The organism is Pseudomonas sp. B22(2017) (assembly GCF_002113105.1).
GTDB classification, from domain to species: Bacteria; Pseudomonadota; Gammaproteobacteria; order Pseudomonadales; family Pseudomonadaceae; genus Aquipseudomonas; species Aquipseudomonas asiatica.
Genome location: NZ_NEJN01000014.1, coordinates 1 through 21,644 on the forward strand (window position 1 = coordinate 1; position 21,644 = coordinate 21,644).

Consider the following 21,644-nt stretch of genomic DNA (forward strand, 5'->3'; position numbering starts at 1 on the left):
GAAGGGGGCACAGCCATGCTGGGCATACTCGAAAACCTGCTGGTCGACCCCAAGCTTATCGGGCGTCATGGCGATGCCCAGCAGTTCGGGATTGTTGCGGGCCTGGATCAGGTCCAGGCCCTGGAAGCGATGCGCAGGCGACACGCCGCTCTTGTAGGCGTTCAGCACGCTCACCGGCCAGGCATCACTGGAAAAGGCCAGCCAGGCGCTGCTGTACCTGCCGGTATCGAGGTTGAGAAAGGCCGAAGGAATGTCGTGATCTGCGTTCACGCATTTTTCGGGCAGCGGCGAAGGCGGGCCATCTGGCGGCTCGTAAGGGTTGAAGCGGCGCAGATGACCTTGCTCGCTGACGGCATAGGCATGCCAGACCTGCTGGTCGAGCAGCACATACAGGAAGCCCCTGCGCAAGGTGCGCAAGCCGATCTTTGTCGAGATATGCCGGTTATCCGCTACGGTGGAGACACACTCGGGGCGGGTATCGGGCACCAGGGCGCGGCGCAGCGGCAGGATCGGCAGGCCCTGGCGCTCGCAGAACATGCACTGGTCGTGCGGCAGCCCGGCTTCGGCGATCGCGAGGGCAATACGTTGGCTGATGGTCATGAGCGATCCTCGTTCTGGACAGGTCCTTGTCGACCCCTGAACACTAACGGGGAATCGCTTTCCAGAGAGGCTTTGGGCTTCCCAAAACCTTGTAGGAAACGTCTCTGAATAATGGTTTAGCTCTATATGGGGTCATGTTCGGTACCCCGGCCTTTTGCGCCACCTGTCGAGCCCAAGGCACTGCTGCTGGCCGTTTTCCGTCCGATCTGTATGCGCGATCAACGCGCAAACCCAGGAGAACGTCCATGGCAAACGATCAGAATGACCCCGGCCTCGAGCAAACCGAATCCCAGCCCGGCAGCGGTGACGGAGAGGTCCCGCTACCTTCGGATGACGAAGGCCCGATCGAGGAGGAGATGGAGGACGTGCAGGCCAACAATTCGGTTTCTGCCGAGCACCCGCAGCCTCGCTGACGGGATTTGGCCGGAACGAATGCGGTTCACATCTTTCTTGCGAGGTATGCAGCGATGAGCCCCAACCCGAATGCACAAGGCGGCACGAACCCGGAAATGCCCACTTCACCCGACCCGGCCGTTGACCCCGACCGCCCGACCATACCCGACCCTGATGACGACCCGCTCATGAACGAAGAAGAGGGTGGTGATTGGCAGGAGGAAGACAACTTGGCTGATGACGGCCGGCAGAGCGTGGAACAGCCTGCGGTAGACCTCGATCAGCGCAGGGAATGACCATTGATAGGGCAGGCCCCTGTGGGAGCGGGTTTACCCGCGAAGAATCCAACTCGGTGTATGGCACCGGCTGCGCCGGTGTTCGCGGGTGAACCCGCTCCCACAGGTACTGTGGCTGCCTTGAAGGTTGTGGTGATCCTGTTGGAGCGGGCATGCCCGCGAAGAATCCAGCGCGGTGGCTGGCACCGGCTGCGCCGGTGTTCGCGGGTGAACCCGTTGCCACAGGTACTGTGGCTGCCTTGAAGGTTGTGGTGATCCTGTTGGAGCGGGCATGCCCGCGAAGAATCCAGCGCGGTGGCTGGCACCGGCTGCGCCGGTGTTCGCGGGTGAACCCGTTGCCACAGGTACTGTGGCTGCCTTGAAGGTTGTGGTGATCCTGTTGGAGCGGGCATGCCCGCGAAGAATCCAGCGCGGTGGCTGGCACCGGCTGCGCCGGTGTTCGCGGGTGAACCCGCTCCCACAGGTACTGCATCTGCCTTGAAGGTTGTAGTGATCCTGTAGGAGCTGGCTTGCCTGCGATGGGCTGCGCAGCAGCCCCCTGGCATGCGCGCCGGTGTATCACCCCCGTCGCAACGCAGCCGCCAGCCCCACGGTCAGGACCACGGCACAAAGCATGGCCAGGCTGATGGCGATTGCGACACCCCAGGCATCGAGCAGCCCTGCCAATACCAGATAAAACGCAATCACCCCCACCGCCCCGATCGCATTGCCCCGCACCATCGCCGCCATTCCTGCACGGCCAGTCTGCACATGGGCGAACACCACTAGCGGCCAGGCAATCACCGGGATTGGCGCCAGCATCCCGCTGGTCGCCGGGCCCAGCCAGTTGGCCAGGCTTGTGGTGACCATCAGCAACGAAGTGGCAGACACCATGCGCAGAGGGATTTCCCAAAATCGATGCCGGGGCCGGACCAGGGTGTCCGGCCTGGGCTCGCGGCCGCTGGCGCGTATCAGCACGCCGATCAGCACCAGCGCCACGGCAATCGACAGGTACAGGTTGCCCCCTGGGTAAACGCGTAGGCCGCGACGCCATAGAACAGCATCGCCAGCAATACGGCCCAGCCGATGCCGAGCCTGCGTGTGGCGAACAGGTAGAAGGTGTACGTGGCCTGCACCGCCGCCAGGCCGCCCAGCGCGCCGGGCACCGCACCCAGGGCAAAGGCCGTGCCCTGTTCCAGGCACAGGAAGGTCATTACCAAGGCCGAAGTGATCGGCAGGCCGGACAGCAACCCACCGAGCAGGCCGCCCCAGCGACGCGAGGCGAGGGAGATGGCCCACATCAGGAGCGGGGTGACGATCAGCTTGAGGTAGAACAGGGTCATCGCAGGGCTATCCAGATGTGCGAAAGGTGCGCCCGCCGTCGATATTGGTAGGGCGCAGATGAATCAGCTGCGGCTGGCCTCCAGCGCCTGGGCCAGGTCGGCGATGATGTCGTCGCTGTGCTCGATGCCGATCGACAGGCGCACCATGTCCCGTGGCACGCCGGCCTTTTCCAGCTCCTCGTCATTGAGCTGGCGGTGGGTGGTAGAGGCGGGGTGGCAGGCCAGCGACTTGGCGTCGCCGATGTTCACCAGGCGCACCACCAGCTGCAACGCATCGATGAAGCGCGCACCGGCCGCCTGGCCGCCCTTGATGCCGAACGACAGGATCGAAGCTGGTTTGCCGCCGGTGTAGCGCTGGGCCAGTTCATGCTCGGGGTGGTCAGGCAGCCCTGCATATTTCACCCACGCTACCTGCTCGTGGGCTTGCAGGTAACGGGCGACCTTCAGCGCGTTCTCGGTGTGGCGTTCCATGCGCAAGGCCAAGGTTTCCAGGCCTTGCAGGATCAGAAAGGCGTTGAACGGCGACAGCGCTGCACCGGTGTTGCGCAACGGCACCACGCGGCAGCGGCCGATGAAGGCGGCGGGGCCGAAGGCTTCGGTGTAAGTGACACCATGGTAGGACGGGTCGGGGGTGTTGAGCAGGGCGAAGCGCTCCTTGTTGTCCGCCCAGGGGAACTTGCCGGAGTCGATGACGATGCCGCCGATGCTGGTGCCATGCCCGCCGATGTACTTGGTCAGCGAGTGCACGACGATATCGGCACCGTGCTCGAACGGCCGGCACAGCACCGGGGTGGCCACGGTGTTGTCGACGATCAGCGGCACACCATGGCGGTGAGCGGCCTCGGCCAGCGCGGCGATGTCGACGATATTGCCGGCAGGGTTGCCGATGGACTCGCAGAACACCGCCTTGGTGCGAGAATCGATCAGCGCTTCGAGGGCGGCGATGTCGTCATGGGCGGCGAAGCGGGTATGGATGCCCATGCGCGGCAGGGTGTGGGCCAGCAGGTTGTAGGTGCCGCCGTACAGCTTGGCCACCGAGACAATGTTGTCGCCGGCCTCGGCGACGGTCTGGATGGCATAGGTGATGGCCGCCATGCCGGAGGCCACCGCCAGCGCGCCAACCCCGCCCTCCAGGGCGGCCATGCGCTGCTCGAGCACGTCGTTGGTGGGGTTCATGATGCGCGAGTAGATGTTACCGGCCACCTTCAGGTCGAACAGGTCGGCGCCGTGCTGGGTGTCGTCGAAGGCGAAGGAGGTGGTCTGGTAGATCGGTACGGCCACTGCCCGGGTGGTCGGGTCGGGGCTGAAGCCTGCGTGGATAGCGAGGGTTTCCAGCTTCATGCAATCGTTCCTTGAGCGTGGGTGGAGCGATCGAGCATGTGGTGGGTGGAGGGTGTGGGTCAAGCGTGAACTGGCGATGGGCTGCCCGGCAGCAGCCCATCGCATCCACGGGCGCTGCTACTCGTCCTGTCGGCGCACGTGCATCACCCACTGGCCTGCATACCAAGCGCCGCCTACCGCGATCAGGCCTGCTACTGCGCGCCAGTCACGGAAGAACAGTCGCATCGCATTGATGGTGGGTGGTGCGTCGCTGCTGCGGACGAAGATGCGGATGCGCGAGGGTTGTGGGGCGGGATCGGTCTCCACGCCGTCGTGCGGTGGCAGCGACGCCGGGCTCAGGCCCTCCTGGATGATCAGGTACTCACGGCCCTGCTGCAACACGCGGGCGTTGATGTTGCCCTTCTTCAACTGCTCGACCAGGCCCTTGGTGACGCTTTCGATCTGTCGATCCACGGTATGGACGAAGTCCAGCAACTGGGCGCCGGTCACTTCTGGCTCGGCGGCAAACGCCAGCGGCCCGGCGTAGATGAGGGCGATGTCTAGGGGTTTGTTCATTTCCAGCTCCTTGCCGAATCCGGCGACAGCGGGTCGGCGCGCTGCTGCGCGCCGGCCGTGGTCTCAGGCGTGTTCGAGGACCCTGCCAAGGCGTTCCTTGCGGGCCGCGATCAACCGTTGAGTAGCCTCGTAGGACACCTTGGTCACCTGGGTGTAGGTGAGCGTCAGCTTGATATTGGCGCCATCCATGCGCGCAGACGCTGTTGCGCAGTTCATGCCACTGGGGAACTGGATCTGCATTGGGCCGACTACGACGTTGCTGCTGATGACTTCACCCAGCTGTACCTTCTGGAACAGCCCCAGGTAATACGTGGGCGTCACCTTGAACTGGGCCTGGCCGCCACCGACCACATCCGGCTTGAACACCGAACCCTGGCCGCTCATGCCGATGCCCAGGTTGGCAGGCAAGTTCGATTTGTTGTTGATCTGGATGCTGTCTGCGGGCGCGGAGCCGCTACCCAGCACCAGTTGCTGGACGTTGTCCTTGAACACGCAATCCCAGACCGACCCGAGCTGCGTCGACAGCGTCTGGCTGGCCTTGTACACCCCGACACCCCCGACTTGCCGATAATTGGCAATCACCACGTTGTAGTCGATGGTCCACTCCACCCCGCTGTAGCCCTGGGTGGGCACGGTGGTCTGCTTCCACGACACGCTGTCGAGCCCTACCGAGCTTGGCAAGGTCTGGTAGACCGCGAGGGTCCAGGTATCGTTGGTCTGGTTATCGAAGTCGACATAGTAGTCAGTGCTCATGATGCTCTCCTTGTCATGTGGGCCGAGGGCATGGGGTCACGCGCTCGGCCCAGTGACAGGAGCATCGATCATGCCAAGCTGCTGATCGCTTGCTTTTCAACCAGTTAGGTTGAAAAACAAGGGGGCGGGTGGACGTTTTCGTCCACCTCGGGGTGCTCGCGACGGACGCATCCGACCACCTCAACCAAGGGGCGCCCTGGCGTAGCACAAACGGCTCGGACGCACCTTCATCCGCACCAGCGACAGCAGGAAGCCGAACCCGCACTGGTTGGGGTCCAGCACCGGTACGTAGCAGCCAAGGTCCTGCTCGATGAGCTTCGACAAGCGCTCGGCGACACCCATGAAGCCGGTACAGCCAAGCAACAGTGCCTGCGCGCCGTCCTCTTTGATGGCCGCCAGCCCGGCTTGCAATGCCTTGACCAGTACCACCTCGACATTACCCAACTGGGCCACCGGGCAGTCGATGGAACGGATGGAGGCAAAATTGATGCTCTGGCCGTAATTGGCCACATGGCCGCGTTGCAGGGCCAGGGTGCTCTGCAGGATGGTGATGATGGAAAACCGCTGACACAACCCCAGGGCACTGAACGCGGAGGTGGGGAAGCCGCCAATGATCGGGATATCGATCACTTCGCGGGCAGGCTCCACGCCGCACATGTCGAAATCGCTCAGCCAGATGCCGTCGAACCCCTGCTGCTCAAGGTGCTGGGCCAGGCGCACCACTGCCAGGGCGTTCTCGGCGAGATTCAGCCGGTTCTGGATACACGGGCTGCCCTGGTCGATGTTGTACACCTGGACCTCGACATCCGGGGGCACCACTGGGGCTATCGAGGCCAGCAGGCCCTCGTTGTAGTCGCTGCTGTTGACCGGTGCGAGAACCGCAATACGCAGGCTCATGGTCGTAACTCCTGCAGTTGCTCGATGCTTCGGTAAGCGCCCATGTAACCCAGGTCTGCCAGCAACTGCTCGAAGCTCCACGCGATCAACCCACCGGGCTGGCGTAGCGGCGCCGCCGCCTGCCAGCCGATCAGGCAGGCAGGGCGCCCGGCATAGCTCGGGTCCAGCGAGCCATCGGCGCGCACCAGGTCGCCGTTGGAGGCCAGTGCCGGCCCCGCACCTTCGAAGAACCAGGCAATGCTGTCCGGGGCCATGGCCAGCGGTTGCGGCTGGTGCTTGTCCCACAGCAACAGCGACTCGTTCTCGTAGCACAGGCGCAAGCTTCCTTCGTGGCTGTCGAGGTCGATGCGGCCGATGTCGAAGCCGCCCTGGGTAGTCACGCCAGCATGGGTCAGGCGCGCATTGCGAGACAGGCACCGAGCCATCAGGCCGAACTGGCCAAGCCAGTCGAGCACGGCCTGGCAAGTGTGCAACTGCCCGGCAGCCAGGGCTCTGCCCAGCGCCAGGGCGCGGCTGAGGGTGCCACGCAGCGGCAGCGCGGAAGGCAGCTGGTCGGGGCTCATGCACCATAGCGCCAGGCCTCCGAACTCACCGAACGTCGGCGAGCCGACCACAGGGCGCAACATTTGCTCGGCGATCACATTGGCGTTTTCTGCGTACCCCTGGGCCTCGGCCGGCGGCGTTACATTCAGTTCCACCACCAGTCCGCCCTGGCTGACCACGAACGACGGCCGCGGCGGTATACCGGCAGCAGCGAAGGTGAGCATCGGCAATGAGGGCACCGCGCGCCCGGCGCCGTCCGCATCGACCACCGCCAGGCCCAGCTTGGCGGCGGCCAGGCACGCAACCAGAAAGCCCAGCGCGCCGCTTTCCGGCGGCACGACATAGGCAAGCTCGCGGCCCTGTTCATTCAAGCGCTGGCGCAAGCATTCCAGGGCCTGGATCGGCCCGAGGGGGTACTGGCAACGCCCGATCGTTTCCGGTGCACCCATGTACGCCACTACCGCGGCGTCGCCGGCACGGGCCTCATCCACCGTGACCACCCTGACGCGGTCGCGCGGGTAGAATTCCCCGATATTGAACGCGGCCAGCAAGTGCCGGGCCGACGCCAAGGTGCCGCCACCACCACTGCCAAAGAAACAACCACCGTTGATCAACGCTTGCAGATCCTTGTGCTCCAGCTCGAACGCCATGATCGTGCTCCTGCTTTCCGGTTGAGGGGGTCAGCTCGACAAACGTGCCAGCCAGCTACGCACGTTGCTGGCGGGCGGGTAGTCCAGTTGCGGGTCGAGGCCGCGAAGCGCACGCATCAGGATCGACTGCACCTGGGCGCCACGTTCGCTGCGTTCGAGCAACCGGGCCAATTCCAAGGCGGCATGCAGCCGCGCCGGCACCACGCCGAGGGTCAGCGCGGTGGACAAGGCGACGCGCAGGGTCGCCTCGGCTTCGCGGTCGTCGCCAAGTGCCAGCAGCGCCCGGCCGCGTAACAACATCAGTTCGCACAGGTAGGCACGCTCCTGATGGTCCTGGGCCAGGTCCAGGGCGACATCCACCAGTTCCAGGCAGGCCTCTGCGCGCCCGCCCAGCAACAGCACTTCGCCGCGCTTCCAGGCCTGGAAGCCGTGGAACAACAGGCCCCCGTTACGCAGCACATGCTGCTGGTAGCCTTCGGCAATGGCCTGTTCACCGGCTTCGTACTCACCCGATAGGCCCTGGTGATAGCCGCGCAGGATCATGCCCACGCCCCGGTAGAAGGAGAACTCGTGGCGCGCACTGAGCAGTTCCAGCTCGCGGCCCAGGCGCCCGAGTGCATCGCGCTCGCCCAGCACTGCAGCGAGCCAGGCCGCGCCCTGCAGGGCGACCGCGCGGTTGAAGGGGTTGTCGACCGCCTGCTCGGCGCGGGACTGCAAGCGGGCCAGCGCCTGGCGCGCCTGGCTGAACAGGCCCAGCTCGAAGGCGGCCAGGCCCTCGAAAGTGCGGGCAAGGCCCACCAGGTCCAGCCCTTGGCTCGATGGCCAACTGGCCTGGTCCTCCTCCAGCAGCCTGCCGCGCGTCAGGCAGGCCAGGCTTTCCTCGAAATCGCCGAGCCAGAACAGGGTATTGGCCATGGCCAGGTGGGCCTCGATGCGCAGTGCCTCGCCACCGGCTATCTGCGCCTGCTGCAGCATCTGTTGTGCCGTAGCGCGAGCCTCTGCCAGCTCCAGGCCCATCAACAGGGTGGTCCACAGGCCGAACGACACCGACGCCATCTCTTGCGGCTGGCCTTGACGCGCGGCCAAGGCCTGGGCGTCCCGGTAGCTGGCCAGGCTGGTGATGCTCAACCAGCCCTCGATACTGCGAAAGCTAACTCCCAGTAACCGGTGCAACTCAAATTGTAAACGCCACAGGTCTTTGCCCTCGTAGACCCGCTCGGCCACTTCCAGGCCTTTCTGCAAAGGGCCCAGGGCGCCGCGGAAGTCGGCCCCGTCGATCAGCTTGCGGCCTTCGGCCAGGTAGCGCTCCACGGTCAGGCGCAAGTCCTGGCGCAACCGGACCCGCCGCTCGATCACCTTGCGGTTGACCCCCAACAGCTGCGCCGCAGCACTCTTGTTGCCGTTGCAGCGGTTCAGCGCATGCTCTATCAGCAGTGTCTCCACCGCTGCCAGTTTGTCCGGCCCCTCAAGCCCGAGCAGCGCTTCGGCCAGCTCTACGGCAGGCGCCGAGGCGGGCGAGGGCGGTACCAGCAATTGTTCGAGGGTTTCCCGATCGACCAGTGGTGACGGGGCCAGGGTGCCGATGCGATCGATCGAATTGCGCAGTTCGCGCACATTGCCAGGCCAGTCTCGTTGGCACAGCAGCTCCAGCGCTGCTGCATCGAAGCGCAGCGGTCGCCGTTGTTGGCGGCAAAAATGCTCGATCAGGTCCGGGATGTCCTCACGGCGCTCGTTCAGTCCCGGCAGTTCGAGCTCGAACACCGACAAGCGGTAGTACAGGTCTTCGCGAAAGCGCTCCTCGGCCACCAGGCGCTTGAGGTCACGGTGGGTGGCCGCCACCACCCTGCCGCGGAAGCGCCGGTTTTCGCTGCTACCAAGCGGCCGGTACTGCCCGGTTTCCAGCACCCGCAGCAGCTTCGGCTGTAGGGCCAGGGGCAGTTCGCCGATCTCATCGAGGAACAGTGTCCCCGCCCCAGCCATCTGCAGGTGGCCCATGCGCTCGCCAACCGCGCCGGTGAACGCGCCGCGGGCATGGCCAAACAGCTCGGACTCGAGCAGTGGCTCGGGTATTGCCCCGCAGTTGAGGTCGATGAATGGTTTGCCCGGCGCGCTCAAGCGGTGCAGTTGCTGGGCGATGACTTCCTTGCCGGCTCCCGTCGGGCCGAAGATCAGTACCGGCCGGTCGCTCTGCGCCACCCGCCGCAGCAAGGCCTGCAGCGCCTGCATGGCGGGCGAACGGCCAGGCACGCCATCCTCGTCGCCCGGGTGCGTGGTGCACAGTGGCTCCATGAGAATCCATCCTCGTTGGGGTGAGCCAGGCAATGAGGTATAGCAGAACGACGCGGCCGCTGCTGGTGTCCGGGCGGCCACCGGTCAGAACGTCGAAAATGCGCGCGACCAGCCCGCCGGAAACGATGGACGCGGCGGCCGAGGCCACTGTCTGGTTGATGTTGCTTTCGTGCAACGTCCATGCGGGCCGGCCCTTGCTGCGCCCCGCCAGGCCCTGCCACAGGGTGAAACCGACCAGCAAGGCGATGATCGACATGTTGAACGACCAGCCGATCCGAAGGCCCGCGTACACATTCGAGGGCGTCAGCAGAATGCCCAGCGCTACGCCGGTGAGCACCGCCCGTGGGCTCAGTTCACGTTCGATGCGAACCTGGGGAGGGGCGGTAGACGGGGCAGGTCTCATGGCAATCCCTTGTCGGAGTGGTAAGCGCGCTTTGCACAACTGAGCCACTGATGCCACAAAGGTTCACTGTCGCTTCTGGTTGTGAAAGGTGTCCAGCAACGGCCCGGAAGTGCTAGCGGCTACACCGTCGGGTCTCAAGAAAAGTGCTGCGCACAGGGGCCCGCTCTTGCTGACACTGCCGAATCAAGAGAGATTAGTTAAGTTATCCAAATTCGATAACTTTCCTAATCTTGGTATAAGTCAGGAGTGGGGCAAGCATTCATGGGATGTAGCCTCGCAGAGCCCCATCACCAGCGCTGATGTCGAAACCGCTTCAGAGCAGGCCATTGCCACACTGGATGAGAGCTTCTTCCGGGTGCGCTTTGACCGCCTGCAAGCCGCAACCACAGGCAACGCTCCTCGGCCGGGACGCAAAAGCGTACCCGGCGCGAGCGCACGCACACCACGGTTCATTTCCCCCCCGACTGCCCAAACCGCTTGCGATACTCCGCCGGCGTAACCCCCACATGCTTCACGAACGCCCGCCGCAACGTATCCGCATTGGCAAACCCACACAGCGCCGCCACCTGCTTCGGTGGCTCCCGCCCAGTCTCCAGCCGCGCCCGCGCAGCATTTACCCGCGCCAGCTCCACCCACGCGGCCGGGGTCATTCCCACATCACTCTGAAACACCCGCGCAAAATGCCTCGGGCTCAGCCCAACCCGCGCAGCCAGGCTGGCAACCCCGTGGTCCACTGCAGGGTTGGCGGCCACGTAACGCTGCAACCCCTGCAATGCCGAACGCCCAACCGGTGATGTCCCACCTTGCCGGCTGAACTGCAGCTGCCCGCCAGGCCGCTTGAAGTACATCACCAGATGCCCGGCCACCTGCCTGGCAATGTCGCGCCCCAGATCCTCTTCGACCAACGTCAGTGCCAGGTCCAGCCCGGCCGTTACCCCCGCAGCGGTACGCAGGTTGCCGTCATGCACCTGAATGGCGTCGGCATCCACCTGCACCCGCGGATAACGCTCGGCCAACGGCTGCGCCACGGCCCAATGGGTGGTCACACGCCGTTCATCCAGCAACCCGGCAGCCGCCAGGGCAAACGCCCCCGTGCACACCGAGCCGTAACGCCGGCAAGCGCCCGCGCGTTGCCGCAGCCAGTCGAGAATGCCGGGGCGCAGGTATTGCTCGGCAGCCTGCGGCGTGCCGGCGACCAGCAGGGTGTCGATGGCTTCCAGGTCTTCGCCGATCCAGCCGTCGGCGACCAGGCGCGTACCGGAAGAGCTCACCAGCGGCCCCGGTTCGCAGGCCAGCAACAGCAGGCGATAGGCTTCACGGCCGGCCTGGCGGTTGGCTTCGGCGAATACATCGAGCGGGCCGCAGGCATCCAGCAGTTGTACGCCGGGCATGGCCAGTATGGCGACCGTGATGGGGGCAGAGGGCATGGTGGCTCCGGGCGTTGCGCCGCAAGTCCGTAATCCGCCGACAATGGCAGTATTTGGCTGTACAAGTCAATTGAGGACATTGGCCCACGACCGCAGACTGGGCTCGTCATCAACCCACCCAGGAGCGACCATGTCCTCATCCATCGCCGGTATCCAGGTGCCCGACAGCGCCATGGCTCGGGAAATCACCGAGCTCGTCCGTGACACGGCTTCCCCTTTGCTGTTCCACCACTCCAGCCGGGTGTTCTACTTCGCGGCCCTTGCCGGGCAGCGGCTGGGGCTGCGTTACGACAGTGAACTGCTGTACGCAGGCTGCATGTTCCATGACATGGGCCTGACCCATCAGCACAGCAGCGATTGCTGCCGCTTCGAGGTGGACGGTGCCAATGCGGCGCGCGATTTCCTCCAGCGCCACGGCGTGGACGAGCGCGATGTCGAGCGTGTGTGGACGGCGATCGCGCTGCATACCACGCCGGGCATTCCAGAGCACATGCACCCGCTGATCGCCCTGGTCACGGCGGGGGTGGAGACCGATGTGCTGGGGCTGCACCACGAAGGGCTGGAAATTGCCGCACGGGACGCCGTGGTCCAGGCGCACCCGCGTGGGGAAAGGTTCAAGGAGGCGATCATTCAGGCGTTTTACGACGGCATCCGGCACAAGCCGCAGACCACGTTTGGCAACGTGAAGGCGGATGTGATCGCGGACAAGGAGCCTGCATTCCGGCCTGGGAATTTCTGCAGCGTCATTCGGCAGTCCTGCTGGGCGAGCTGAGTAAAGCGGGCTGGTGCTGCCGGTGTTGGCAGGCCCTGGTGCCTGTCAGCTAAACAGATTGGGGTCGCTTTGCGGCCCTTCGCGGGCGTGCCCGCTCCCACAGGTTGCGCATCAGATCAAACCGGTGCTATCGAAGTGGGAGCTGGCTCGTCGAACGCAGAGTCCGCCGCCGAGCGCTCGCGATTCGCCACCCCGAACGGCACATGCACCATCGGCAAATCCCCCGCCGGTGATTGCAAATGGCTGCGTTGGTCATCAAAGAACACATGCGGCTTCAGTATCGACAGCACCCTGGGTTTCTCCATCCCGCCCAGAAAGAAGCACTCGTCCGGCGATACGCCCCAGTCCTTCAGCGTCGTCACCACCCGCTCATGCGAAGGGGCATTGCGCGCCGTCACGATGGCAATCCGCAAGATGCGCGTGTACGCCGGGTCTTCGGCCAACTTGCGGTCCTCGAGCATGCGAATCAGCGAAAGCTTGCGGTACAGGTCCGCCAAGGGCCCCGGCGAATGCGGGATCCCCTTGCGCACACGTTCATGCTCCTGAAACTCGTCCAGGTTGTCGTCGCGCTTGTACACGCGCTCGGCCTCGTCATCGGCAATCACCCCGTCAAAGTCGAAGGCCACCCGCAATTCGGTGTCGATCTCGTCATCGTAGATGCGCGTCGGCAGCACCCGCCCGGCCGGGTAGTTGGCGTCGATGGCTTTCTGTACATCTTCCTCGTTGGCACTGAGGAACAGCGAGGCATTGAATGCCGGGATGTACTCGTAGGGCGAGCGGCCCGACATGAATGCCGCGCGGGTGATGTCCAGCTGGTAGTGGTTGATCGAGCGAAACACCCGCAGGCCGGTCTCCGGCGAATTGCGCGACAGCAGCACCACCTCCACCGGCAACTGCTCGGGGAAGGCCTGGTTGATGCTCAGGAAGCGGCGAATGAACGGGAACGCCACGCCCTTGGGGAAGGGTTCGTCCAGGTTCTGCTGCTGGTGCTGACGGTAAGCCTCGACGCCCTCGGTCTGGTAGATGTCGTCCGAGACGGTGAGGTCGAACAGCGCACTCGAAGCAACGCCGATGACCAGTTTCTGTTCGATGGGGTAGGGCATGAAACAACTCCTGAGCGTGAGCTGAAGGCAAGTGTACCGCGCGCTTCGCGGCGCTGTCGGCGTCAGATCAGGATGTAGTCGTTACGCACCACCACCGGCTCGTGTGCGCCTTCGACCAGGTGCACGAACTGGCCTGCTACCTGGTCGATCGCCAGGCAGTCGTCGACATCCAGCAAGGCATCGGTATGCGGCTTCAGCCAGTCCGCCTGCATGCGTTGCTTGCCCAGGGCCTTGGCCTCGGTCTTGCTGTGGGCGGTGACCAGCAGGTAGCGGTGGGCCTCGCCGAATACTTCGCGTTCATAACCACCGAGGTTGATGAAGTACAGACGCAGGGCACCAGGGGCAGGGGCGTGCGGGCGCAGTTCGATGCGCTGGCCGTCGACACCATGCACTTCCAGCCATGAATCGATGTGCAAACCTTTCGGGCTGCCGAACCAGGCCTGGCGCAACTGCGGGTAGGCCTGTTCGAAGGTGTCGGCCAGGGCGAACACCACATCGTGAACTTCGATCTTGGCGCCGGGGTGGCGGCCTCCGAGCATGACGACGTAAAGCATGGGCGGTCCTTTGCATGGTGGATGTAAAAGTGCGGCATTGTACTGCCAGATCAGCGGATGCCGCATGGATCCAGTGGCCCCTTGTAGGAGGGGCCTTGTGTCGCGAAAGGGCCGCAAAGCGGCCCCTGGATTTCAGCAACTGTGCATAGTCTGTTGGGGCCGCTCTGCAGCCCTTTCGCGACACAAGGCCGCTCCTACAAGGCGCTGGGCATGCCTGACAGTTGCTCCACCAGAAAATCCACGAACACCCGCACCCGCGCCGGCATCGCCGGGCCGCCGACGAACACCGCATGGATCGGCTCGCGATCACCGGGGTTGTACGCCTGCAGCAACGGCACCAGCTGCCCGTTGGCCAGGTCATCGGCCACGGTAAAGGTACCGATGCGCGCCACGCCGGCGCCGAGCCTGGCCAACTGCGCCAGGGCCTCGCCGCTGCTGCATTCGATATTGCCCGTCACCTTCAATGAAAACGCCTGCCCGTCGCGACGGAACGGCCAGTCGGGTGCGGCGCGGCGGAAGTTGAAACGCAGGCAGTTGTGCCGGGCCAGGTCCTCTGGCACAAGCGGCGTACCGCAGCGCGCCAGGTACTCGGGCGAGGCGACGATCACCTGGCCGGTTTCGCCAATGGCACGGGCGCTCAACGAGCTGTCCGGCAGGTGGCCGAAGCGCAGCGCCACATCGGCCTGGCCGCCGAGAATGTCGGCCACTTCGTCGCTGAGGGTAAGGTCGACCAGCACCTGCGGGTAGCGCGCGCTGAACGCCGCCAGCAGCGGCACCACGGTCAGCCGGCCATGGCCCAGCGCTGCGCTGACCCGCAAGCGCCCGCGGGGCACACCCTGGTCGGTGATGGCCTCTTCCACTTCGAGCATGTCGGCCAGCACCCGCCGTGCACCGCGCAGATACGCTTCGCCCTCAGGCGTGAGGGTGATCGCCCGGGTGGTACGCAGTAGCAGGCGGGTGCCCAGGCGCTGTTCGGTCCGCGCGAGGATGCGGCTCACCGCCGAAGGCGTCAGGCCCAGCGCGCGGGCGGCGGCGGACAGGCTGCCCTCCTGGGCCACCTTGGCAAATATTTCCATCTCTCCGGATCTTCCACTGAAGTCCATTTGTGCCTCTTGAGCAAAGGTGGTTCGCAAAAATGCAGTCTAGTGCGGCTCAGCTTCGGATCGTAGCATTTGCAGCACAGATAAGGAGCTTGCCATGCGTATCAATCCACCTCTTGTCGCACTCGCCATCGGTGCCTTTGGCATCGGGGTCACCGAGTTCGCCCCCATGGGCATGTTACCCAGCATCGCCACCGATCTTGGCGTCTCCATCCCCGCAGCCGGGCTGTTGGTCAGTGCCTATGCGATCGGTGTGCTGATCGGTGCACCGCTGATGACCCTGGCCACGGTGAAGATCCCGCGGCGTTACCTGCTGATCGGGTTGATGGCCATCTTCACCCTCGGCAACCTGATGTCGGCCCTGGCCAGCGACTATGCCAGCCTGCTGGTCGCCCGTGTGGTCACCTCGCTGAACCACGGTGCGTTCTTCGGCATCGGCTCTATCGTCGCGGCCAGCGTGGTGCCGCCCGAGAAGCGCGCCGGTGCCGTGGCCGCCATGTTCATGGGGTTGACCCTGGCCACCATCGGCGGTGTGCCGCTGGCGACCTGGTTCGGTGAAATGCTGGGGTGGCGTACGGCGTTCTGGGGCATCGCCGGGCTCGGCCTGGTGGCAATGACCACCCTTTGGTACGCACTGCCTAATGTGCCGTCGCCCAAGGGGGGCGGGGCCATGGCCGAAATCCGCGTGCTCGGCCGCGGGCCGGTGCTGGCGGCGTTGCTGCTGACCGTGGTGGGCTCCAGTGCGATGTTCACGGTATTCACCTATATCGCGCCGATCCTGCAGAGCGAGGCGGCAGCGTCCACCACCTTCGTCACGGCCATGCTGGTGTTGTTCGGTGTCGGCCTGACCTTGGGCAACGTGTGGGGTGGCAAGGCCGCGGACCGCTCGATCGACCGTACCCTGATGCTGTCGCTGGCCGTGCTGATTGCGGTGTTGCTGGTGTTCCCGCTGGTGATGGACTGGCCGCTGCCGACTGCGCTGGCGATCCTGGTGTGGGGCGCTGCCAGCTTTGCCCTGGTGCCGCCGCTGCAAATGCGGGTGATGGAGGCGGCCAAGGATGCGCCCAACCTGGCGTCGGCGGTGAATATTGGTGCGTTCAACCTGGGTAACGCGATAGGTGCGGCGCTGGGTGGAGCGGTGATCAATGCCGGGCTGGGGTATTCGGCAGTTTCCCTGGCGGGGGCGGCGATGGCGGTTTTGGGCCTGGTGATGGTGCTGCTGTTCGCTTGGCGGGGGCGGGCGGGGGCTGCGGCGAGTCAAGTTGCTGTGTAACAGGTGGAGATCTTCGGGGGCGCTTTGCGCCCCATCGCGACACAAGGCCGCTCCTACAGGAAACCGCGATTCCTTGTAGGAGCGGCCTTGTGTCGCGATGGGCTGCAAGGCAGCCCCACAGTCTTGCCCATCACGGCGTACCGTTGCGGCCATGCAGGTGATAGGCAGGGCGCTCGCTCAGCCGCTCGTAATAGTCGCGCACGGCCGGCAGGTGCGGGTGCTCGAAGGGCGTTTCGAACCAGCGGTTGACCGACAGGCCAATGGGGATGTCGGCCAAGGTGAACTGGCTGCCGGCCACATAGGCACCGGTGCTTGCCAGCTGGCGGTCGAGAATGTGCATGTAGCGCGCCCAGTCCGCGCAGCCGGCGGCCAGGGCCTGTGGGTCCTGGTGGGCCGGCGAATGCCTGACCAGCGACATGAACGCGTAGCTCCAGGAACGGTTGAGGTCCGAGGCCTGCCAGTCGATCCACTGGTCGATCCTGGCCCGCGCCTGCGCCTCGCCCGGGTAGAACGCGGTGGCACCATAGCGCGTGGCCAGGTAGCGGATGATGCTGTTGGATTCCCACAGGGTGAAGTCGCCATCCTGGATCACCGGGATCATGGCGTTCGGGTTCAACGCAAGGAATTCGGCGCTGTCCGTGGGCTTGAAGCCCGCCCCCCAGTCTTCGCGCTCGAACGCGACCTCGAACTCGGCGCATGCCCACAGGACTTTTCGCACATTGATGGAGGAGGCTCTGCCCAATATCCGTAGCATGGTGTTCATCCTTGTGAGGGGAGATTGATCGTCCGTCACTGCCGCTTGCCGGTCAAGAGCCAGCGTGGTGGCGGAGCGTCCTCTTTGTAGGGTTCTTGTAGTCCATTTCCGAAAGTAAGCCTTTCCACCCCCAAGGTTATTGTGGCGGGGCAGGCAGCGCCCTAGTCTCGGCACGCTCGTAACCCGAGGAAATGGACATGGACAAAGACACTCCGAAAGAAAGCGGCAATCTCAATGTCGTGCGTGCAGCGGGCCGTTTTGGCAACGGCGGTGCCGAACTGGTGCAGATGAACGCGCAATTGCCGATGCGCACGGCATTGATGGAGGCCTCGAGCATCATGGGCTGCATTACCGAACTCACCCGCAAGGCCATCGACCGGCCCGGTGACCGCAAGGCGATGATGCAGGCCACGTACTACCTGGCAGGCATGGCCAAGGCGCTGATCGACGGCCAGTTGCAGCAGTTGCGCCAGTCTCGGGGAGGCGAGCAGGAGCCTTAGTCAGGCTTGCCTGGGGACCATGAACTTGGCACCCTTGGTCAGTTTGAATCTCTGTATCACGACAGAAGGAAGTTCGCATTGAGCTGGGACAAGGTGGGGAAACTCCTCGTAGCCGTGCTGCTTGGCCTGATGGTCCTGCTGGCCGCCTATGGGTTGCTCAGGGGTAACCCGCGCCTGGAGGCATCGCTGACCTATGCCTACCTCACCTATCCCAGCCAGTTCAGCGAACGCATCACCAAAGCCAGCGAACAGCTCAAGTACGAGCAGTTGCAGGGGCGTATCAATGCCATCAGCGAGGGCGGGCTGAGCCACGATCAGGTCGAGCGGCTGATCGAAATGGCCCAGGCGCCGTATGCCCAGCTGTTCGCCAAGCCCTTCGAGGCCGGGTTGGTCGACCACCGTACCGGTCTGCTCATCGAGCTGCGCAACCGTGGTGATGCGCAAGTGCGCCAGGTGAAAATCCGCCTGCCGGCGAAAGGCCTGGTGCAGGTGCGCGATGCAGCTGGCAATGACACCATCGTGGAAACCTCCACCATGCAAGCGGATATCCCCACCATCGAGCCGGGTGGCGTATGCAAGGTATGGGTGTATTTCGATGCAGACTATTCGCAGATCCGCCAGGGCGGGGTCAGCATCAGTCACGCCGATGGCAAGGCTGACATACAGGTTTACCGCGAGGTCATCGGTTTCCCGGCCTGGGTGGCCCGCTACAGCCGCGAGCTGATGATGCTGCTGGGCGTATTGGCGGCCAGCGTTTTGGGCCTGGGGTATGCCTGCCTGTCGCGCCGTAACCCGCACTGAACGCCTCACCAGTAGGAGCAGCCTTGTGCTGCGAAGAGGCCGGTACTGACTGAACATGTGTACCACCTGTACCGGCCTCTTCGCAGCACAAGGCTGCTCCTACAAGGAGTTGTGCAGGCTGTCAGTGAGCCATACTGCGTCCCAGTGTGGATAATCGCCAATCTCTGCTACCAGGCCAGCCCGCAGAGGGTTGGCAACGATGTATCGGGCTACCTTGCGCACATCATCTTCCTGGCGCAGCGCTCGGTCATGAAACCCGCGTTGCCAGACTGGGCCCGGGCTCACGCCCGCCTTGCACAGTGCCGTACCAGATCGCGATTTGAACTGTCGCATCAGGCTGCTCAATGTGACGGCACGCAGCTCCACCAGCCAATGCAAGTGGTCAGGCATCAGCACCCAGGCAAGTGAGCGGCAAGCGCCAAGGCGTTCCGTCTGCCTCAGCTCACTGATGACCAGGCGAGCTGTACGAATATCCTGAAACAGTGGCTTGCGTGCATGGGTGACAGTGGTCAGCAGGTACAGCCTGCCAGGCTCTGAAAAACGCCCCCGACGTAGCCGGTTGGCCTCAGCACGATCCATGTAATATTCCTCGCATCCGTTCCGTGTGGGATACCTACAATAGAGATCCCAGACGCTACCGACGTTGGCAGATCGTTACCCGTTTTTTCAGTCATACACATTTGTAGGAGCAGCCTTGTGCTGCGAAGAGGCCGGTACGAGCGATACACATGTTTGGTCAGTACCGGCCTCTTCGCAGCACAAGGCTGCTCCTACAGGTCAGTGCCCAATGGCACTGGTAGTCAGTGACTCGCCACGGGGTCGGTGTTCTTGCCGGTCAACAACCACCCTCGTGCAGCGCCAGGCTCTGGCGCAACTGCACGAGCATGGCCTGTCGCAATGCCTGCGGCGCCTGCACGCGGATCGAGCCGGCCTGGGACAGCAGCCAGCCCATCAGCGAGCGGTTGTCGTCGACGGTAGCTACCAGGGTGGCACCACCTTCCGCCTGCAGCGTCAGTTGCATATCTGCCGACAGCGGCGACGCCTCAAGGCGCCGGGCAAGGGCATCATCGACCCAGGCGTGCAACTCGACCTGTTCCGCAGGTGTGAGCGCATCGGGCTGCAGCTGTTGCGCTTCGCCAGGGCTCAGGCCCGCTTGCCAGTACCAGCCGTAGGGCATGCCTTTGCTATTGCACTGCAGCGGGAACAGTGCCGCGAGTTCGACCAGGTCGCGTTCGACCGTGCGTTTGCTGGTGATATGGCCAACGGTGGTCAGGGCGGCCTGCAACTGGGTGGAACTCATCCCCGGGTGACGGCCTGGCAGCAGCTTGAGCAGCTGCCACTGGCGGGCGATGGTGTGGCGGGTAGGGTGGCTGGGCAAAGGGCTCGTCCTTGAAGGCAGGCACGAAGCCTGCCTAAGTAGTGGCGTTTAGCTATTGCTCAGCATACCTTGTAGCAGAATGGGATCCAAGTTTTCGCATTTAGCGTTCAGTCCAGGCGCGTCACCCATTTGCCTGTGCCTTGGCCCTCTTTCAGCTGCCGCAGAGCCTGTGGCAAAGCAGAGAAGGTGAACTCGCGGCGCTGTGGCACCTTCGGGTACCTTGGCCAAGGCCTGCCAGGCGGTCAGGGCGGGGCAGGGCACGGCGGCCGCGGCGGTGTCGCTGAGCGCGCTGTGGATATGCATGACCAGGCTTGCATCGAGCAGGCAGAGCTCGGCAAAACTGCCGTCACGCGCCAGCGATTGGGTGCGGGTCCTTTCGAGACGGGTGTGGGCTGCAAAGCAGCCCCAATTCACTTAGCCGGGGGTTTTCGCCAAGGCTTCCAAGCCACCTTCATAGATGGCCTTGAACAGCGCTTCGGTCGCCTGGTAGCCGGGGTTGAATTCAGATAGCCAGGCTGTCGACCACGCCGCCGTCGACCCGCAGCGCTGCACCGGTGGTGGCGGACGTGCCCGCGAATGCGTTTGTCAGGCAACACAAAAGATTGACTGTTTCGCAACAGCCCAGTCGCAACCTTTGCTTTCAGATCAAAACTCATTGTCCCGCGCCCATCTTTTTCCCATCCCCACGTCCCCCCGAGAATCCACCCATCCCAACCTTCCACAGGTGATTCTCAAATGCCTCTCGCCTTGTTAGCCCTGACCCTGGCGGCCTTCGCCATCGGCACCACGGAGTTCGTGATCGTCGGCCTCATCCCGACCATCGCCAATGACCTGGCAGTGACACTGCCTTCGGCCGGCCTGCTGGTCAGCCTTTACGCCCTCAGCGTCGCCATCGGCGCGCCCCTTCTCACCGCCATGACCGGCCGCGTCCCGCGCAAGCTGCTGCTGGTCGGCCTGATGGCACTGTTCACCGCCGGTAACCTGGTGGCCTGGCAGGCGCCCAGCTACGAATCGCTGATCATGGCGCGCATCCTCACCGGTCTGGCCCACGGGGTGTTCTTCTCGGTGGGCTCGATCATCGCCACCAGCCTGGTGCCGAAAGAAAAAGCCGCCAGCGCCATCGCCACCATGTTCAGTGGCATGACCGTGGCCTTCGTCACCGGTATCCCGCTGGGTACCTTCATCGGCCAGCACTTCGGCTGGCGCGTGACCTTCCTGGTGGTGGCTGCCTTCGGCCTGGTAGCGCTGCTCGGCGCACTGCTGTTCGTGCCCAAGCGCATCCAGCACAGCCAGCCGGCACCGCTGCTGCGCCAACTGCGGGTGATGCTGCAACCGCGCCTGCTGCTGGTGTATGCCATGACTGCCGTGGGTTACGGCGGCTCGCTGATCGCCTTTACCTTCCTTGCCCCGATCCTGCAGGACATCGCCGGCTTCGGCGCCAACAGCGTCGCCCTGGTGCTGCTCGCCTACGGCGTTTCGGTTGCCCTGGGCAACATCTGGGGCGGCCGCCTGGCCGACCGCAAAGGCCCGGTCAAGGCACTGTCGATCATCTTCCTGCTGCTGGCCGTGGTGCTGCTGGCGCTGACCTTCACCGCGCCGCATCCGGTACTGGTGGTAATCACCGTACTGGCCTGGGGCGCGGTGGCCTTCGGCAATGTGCCGGGCCTGCAGGTGTACGTGGTGCAGCAGGCGGAAAAGGTCGCCCCCGACGCAGTCGACGTGGCGGCCGGTTTCAACATCGCCGCCTTCAACCTGGGTGTGGCCGGTGGCTCCTGGGGCGGTGCCCAGGTGGTGCAACAGCTCGGCCTCGGCCACACCCCATGGATTGCCGCGCTGGTCACCCTCGGTGCCCTGGCCCTGACCCTGTACAGCGGCCGCCTCGACCGCCGCGTACCTGCCCAGCCACAACCTGTCGTCAGCCGCGCCTGACCCCAGATTCG

General features: G+C 64.4%; 21 protein-coding genes and 3 pseudogenes. 7 read left to right on the forward strand and 17 right to left on the reverse strand.

Annotation, left to right across the window (positions count from 1 at the left end; genetic code table 11):
- Positions 1-600 (reverse strand): T6SS effector BTH_I2691 family protein (locus CAG18_RS22260; RefSeq protein ID WP_305880033.1); only part of this gene is annotated, 600 nt, incomplete at its 3' end.
- 245 nt (positions 601-845) lie between these two features.
- Between CAG18_RS22260 and CAG18_RS27140 the strand changes: the two genes are divergently transcribed.
- Positions 846-1,013 carry a hypothetical protein gene (locus CAG18_RS27140; RefSeq protein WP_023660823.1) on the forward strand — a complete coding sequence of 56 codons (168 nt, stop codon included), beginning with the start codon at positions 846-848 and terminating at the stop codon, positions 1,011-1,013.
- Between the two features lie 96 nt (positions 1,014-1,109).
- Positions 1,110-1,289 (forward strand): hypothetical protein, encoded by a 180-nt coding sequence (locus CAG18_RS22265; protein ID WP_169775263.1) that lies wholly within the window; start codon positions 1,110-1,112, stop codon positions 1,287-1,289.
- 558 nt (positions 1,290-1,847) lie between these two features.
- Here the strand turns inward: CAG18_RS22265 and CAG18_RS22275 are convergent.
- The 9 genes and pseudogenes from CAG18_RS22275 to CAG18_RS22320 form a co-directional block, all read right to left on the reverse strand.
- Positions 1,848-2,611: pseudogene (locus CAG18_RS22275) on the reverse strand (hypothetical protein).
- 63 nt (positions 2,612-2,674) lie between these two features.
- A complete protein-coding gene (locus tag CAG18_RS22280; protein WP_015269919.1) occupies positions 2,675-3,952 on the reverse strand; it encodes a bifunctional O-acetylhomoserine aminocarboxypropyltransferase/cysteine synthase in 1,278 nt (425 codons plus the stop codon).
- Between the two features lie 117 nt (positions 3,953-4,069).
- Positions 4,070-4,507: a hypothetical protein gene (locus tag CAG18_RS22285; protein WP_085721561.1), complete on the reverse strand. Its 438-nt coding sequence runs from the start codon at positions 4,505-4,507 to the stop codon at positions 4,070-4,072.
- A gap of 63 nt (positions 4,508-4,570) precedes the next feature.
- Complete coding sequence (locus tag CAG18_RS22290; RefSeq protein WP_015269921.1) at positions 4,571-5,260, reverse strand: hypothetical protein; 690 nt, start codon at positions 5,258-5,260, stop codon at positions 4,571-4,573.
- Positions 5,261-5,440: 180 nt separating this feature from the next.
- Positions 5,441-6,157 (reverse strand): aspartate/glutamate racemase family protein, encoded by a 717-nt coding sequence (locus CAG18_RS22295; RefSeq protein WP_015269922.1) that lies wholly within the window; start codon positions 6,155-6,157, stop codon positions 5,441-5,443.
- A complete protein-coding gene (locus CAG18_RS22300; protein ID WP_015269923.1) occupies positions 6,154-7,350 on the reverse strand; it encodes a DUF917 family protein in 1,197 nt (398 codons plus the stop codon). Before CAG18_RS22300 ends, CAG18_RS22295 begins: the two co-directional genes overlap by 4 nt.
- A 30-nt stretch (positions 7,351-7,380) precedes the next feature.
- Positions 7,381-9,639 (reverse strand): sigma-54-dependent Fis family transcriptional regulator, encoded by a 2,259-nt coding sequence (locus CAG18_RS22305; protein ID WP_015269924.1) that lies wholly within the window; start codon positions 9,637-9,639, stop codon positions 7,381-7,383.
- A 22-nt stretch (positions 9,640-9,661) separates the two neighbouring features.
- Positions 9,662-10,042: pseudogene (locus CAG18_RS22310) on the reverse strand (OPT/YSL family transporter); the annotation flags it as partial.
- A gap of 449 nt (positions 10,043-10,491) precedes the next feature.
- On the reverse strand, positions 10,492-11,469 hold the full coding sequence (locus tag CAG18_RS22320) for a GlxA family transcriptional regulator (RefSeq protein ID WP_085721562.1): 978 nt from the start codon (positions 11,467-11,469) through the stop codon (positions 10,492-10,494).
- A 130-nt stretch (positions 11,470-11,599) separates the two neighbouring features.
- Here CAG18_RS22320 and CAG18_RS22325 point away from each other — a divergent pair, with 130 nt between their 5' ends.
- Complete coding sequence (locus CAG18_RS22325) at positions 11,600-12,241, forward strand: HD domain-containing protein (protein WP_015269928.1); 642 nt, start codon at positions 11,600-11,602, stop codon at positions 12,239-12,241.
- 116 nt (positions 12,242-12,357) lie between these two features.
- Here the strand turns inward: CAG18_RS22325 and CAG18_RS22330 are convergent, their stop codons facing one another.
- From CAG18_RS22330 to CAG18_RS22340, 3 genes are all read right to left on the reverse strand, one after another.
- Positions 12,358-13,344, reverse strand: coding sequence for a 5'-nucleotidase (locus CAG18_RS22330; RefSeq protein ID WP_085721563.1), 987 nt, complete (start codon positions 13,342-13,344; stop codon positions 12,358-12,360).
- Between the two features lie 62 nt (positions 13,345-13,406).
- The gene (locus tag CAG18_RS22335; RefSeq protein ID WP_085721564.1) at positions 13,407-13,898 is read right to left on the reverse strand and encodes a DUF1543 domain-containing protein; all 492 of its coding nucleotides are present in this window, start codon (positions 13,896-13,898) and stop codon (positions 13,407-13,409) included.
- A 194-nt stretch (positions 13,899-14,092) separates the two neighbouring features.
- Entirely contained in the window at positions 14,093-15,001 is a 909-nt protein-coding gene (locus CAG18_RS22340; protein WP_061302498.1) for a LysR family transcriptional regulator, read from the reverse strand.
- A 94-nt stretch (positions 15,002-15,095) separates the two neighbouring features.
- Between CAG18_RS22340 and CAG18_RS22345 the strand changes: the two genes are divergently transcribed.
- The gene (locus tag CAG18_RS22345) at positions 15,096-16,271 is read left to right on the forward strand and encodes an MFS transporter (protein ID WP_085721565.1); all 1,176 of its coding nucleotides are present in this window, start codon (positions 15,096-15,098) and stop codon (positions 16,269-16,271) included.
- A 130-nt stretch (positions 16,272-16,401) separates the two neighbouring features.
- Here CAG18_RS22345 and CAG18_RS22350 read toward each other — a convergent pair whose 3' ends face one another.
- On the reverse strand, positions 16,402-17,025 hold the full coding sequence (locus tag CAG18_RS22350; RefSeq protein ID WP_015269931.1) for a glutathione S-transferase family protein: 624 nt from the start codon (positions 17,023-17,025) through the stop codon (positions 16,402-16,404).
- A 197-nt stretch (positions 17,026-17,222) separates the two neighbouring features.
- On the opposite strand from CAG18_RS22350, the gene CAG18_RS22355 reads away from it, so the two are divergent.
- Positions 17,223-17,525, forward strand: a complete 303-nt coding sequence (locus CAG18_RS22355) for a DUF3077 domain-containing protein (protein WP_085721566.1) — start codon at positions 17,223-17,225, stop codon at positions 17,523-17,525.
- A gap of 78 nt (positions 17,526-17,603) precedes the next feature.
- The gene (locus CAG18_RS22360) at positions 17,604-18,326 is read left to right on the forward strand and encodes a hypothetical protein (protein ID WP_015269933.1); all 723 of its coding nucleotides are present in this window, start codon (positions 17,604-17,606) and stop codon (positions 18,324-18,326) included.
- A 99-nt stretch (positions 18,327-18,425) separates the two neighbouring features.
- Here CAG18_RS22360 and CAG18_RS22365 read toward each other — a convergent pair whose 3' ends face one another.
- The 3 genes and pseudogenes from CAG18_RS22365 to CAG18_RS27585 form a co-directional block, all read right to left on the reverse strand.
- Positions 18,426-18,905 (reverse strand): transposase, encoded by a 480-nt coding sequence (locus CAG18_RS22365; protein ID WP_085721567.1) that lies wholly within the window; start codon positions 18,903-18,905, stop codon positions 18,426-18,428.
- 256 nt (positions 18,906-19,161) lie between these two features.
- Positions 19,162-19,704 (reverse strand): WYL domain-containing protein, encoded by a 543-nt coding sequence (locus tag CAG18_RS22370; RefSeq protein WP_015269935.1) that lies wholly within the window; start codon positions 19,702-19,704, stop codon positions 19,162-19,164.
- 502 nt (positions 19,705-20,206) lie between these two features.
- Positions 20,207-20,317 (reverse strand): annotated as a pseudogene (locus CAG18_RS27585) (oxidoreductase); the annotation flags it as partial.
- 122 nt (positions 20,318-20,439) lie between these two features.
- Here CAG18_RS27585 and CAG18_RS22380 point away from each other — a divergent pair.
- The gene (locus CAG18_RS22380) at positions 20,440-21,633 is read left to right on the forward strand and encodes an MFS transporter (RefSeq protein WP_025338595.1); all 1,194 of its coding nucleotides are present in this window, start codon (positions 20,440-20,442) and stop codon (positions 21,631-21,633) included.
- Positions 21,634-21,644 lie beyond the last annotated feature (11 nt).

Bases quoted from the DNA above. Each gene is read 5' to 3' on its own strand.
- CAG18_RS27140 (WP_023660823.1), top strand. From the start codon at position 846: ATGGCAAACGATCAGAATGACCCCGGCCTCGAGCAAACCGAATCCCAG.
- CAG18_RS22265 (WP_169775263.1), top strand. From the start codon at position 1,110: ATGCCCACTTCACCCGACCCGGCCGTTGACCCCGACCGCCCGACCATA.
- CAG18_RS22280 (WP_015269919.1), bottom strand. From the start codon at position 3,952: ATGAAGCTGGAAACCCTCGCTATCCACGCAGGCTTCAGCCCCGACCCG.
- CAG18_RS22285 (WP_085721561.1), bottom strand. From the start codon at position 4,507: ATGAACAAACCCCTAGACATCGCCCTCATCTACGCCGGGCCGCTGGCG.
- CAG18_RS22290 (WP_015269921.1), bottom strand. From the start codon at position 5,260: ATGAGCACTGACTACTATGTCGACTTCGATAACCAGACCAACGATACC.
- CAG18_RS22295 (WP_015269922.1), bottom strand. From the start codon at position 6,157: ATGAGCCTGCGTATTGCGGTTCTCGCACCGGTCAACAGCAGCGACTAC.
- CAG18_RS22300 (WP_015269923.1), bottom strand. From the start codon at position 7,350: ATGGCGTTCGAGCTGGAGCACAAGGATCTGCAAGCGTTGATCAACGGT.
- CAG18_RS22305 (WP_015269924.1), bottom strand. From the start codon at position 9,639: ATGGAGCCACTGTGCACCACGCACCCGGGCGACGAGGATGGCGTGCCT.
- CAG18_RS22320 (WP_085721562.1), bottom strand. From the start codon at position 11,469: ATGCCCTCTGCCCCCATCACGGTCGCCATACTGGCCATGCCCGGCGTA.
- CAG18_RS22325 (WP_015269928.1), top strand. From the start codon at position 11,600: ATGTCCTCATCCATCGCCGGTATCCAGGTGCCCGACAGCGCCATGGCT.
- CAG18_RS22330 (WP_085721563.1), bottom strand. From the start codon at position 13,344: ATGCCCTACCCCATCGAACAGAAACTGGTCATCGGCGTTGCTTCGAGT.
- CAG18_RS22335 (WP_085721564.1), bottom strand. From the start codon at position 13,898: ATGCTTTACGTCGTCATGCTCGGAGGCCGCCACCCCGGCGCCAAGATC.
- CAG18_RS22340 (WP_061302498.1), bottom strand. From the start codon at position 15,001: ATGGACTTCAGTGGAAGATCCGGAGAGATGGAAATATTTGCCAAGGTG.
- CAG18_RS22345 (WP_085721565.1), top strand. From the start codon at position 15,096: ATGCGTATCAATCCACCTCTTGTCGCACTCGCCATCGGTGCCTTTGGC.
- CAG18_RS22350 (WP_015269931.1), bottom strand. From the start codon at position 17,025: ATGCTACGGATATTGGGCAGAGCCTCCTCCATCAATGTGCGAAAAGTC.
- CAG18_RS22355 (WP_085721566.1), top strand. From the start codon at position 17,223: ATGGACAAAGACACTCCGAAAGAAAGCGGCAATCTCAATGTCGTGCGT.
- CAG18_RS22365 (WP_085721567.1), bottom strand. From the start codon at position 18,905: ATGGATCGTGCTGAGGCCAACCGGCTACGTCGGGGGCGTTTTTCAGAG.
- CAG18_RS22380 (WP_025338595.1), top strand. From the start codon at position 20,440: ATGCCTCTCGCCTTGTTAGCCCTGACCCTGGCGGCCTTCGCCATCGGC.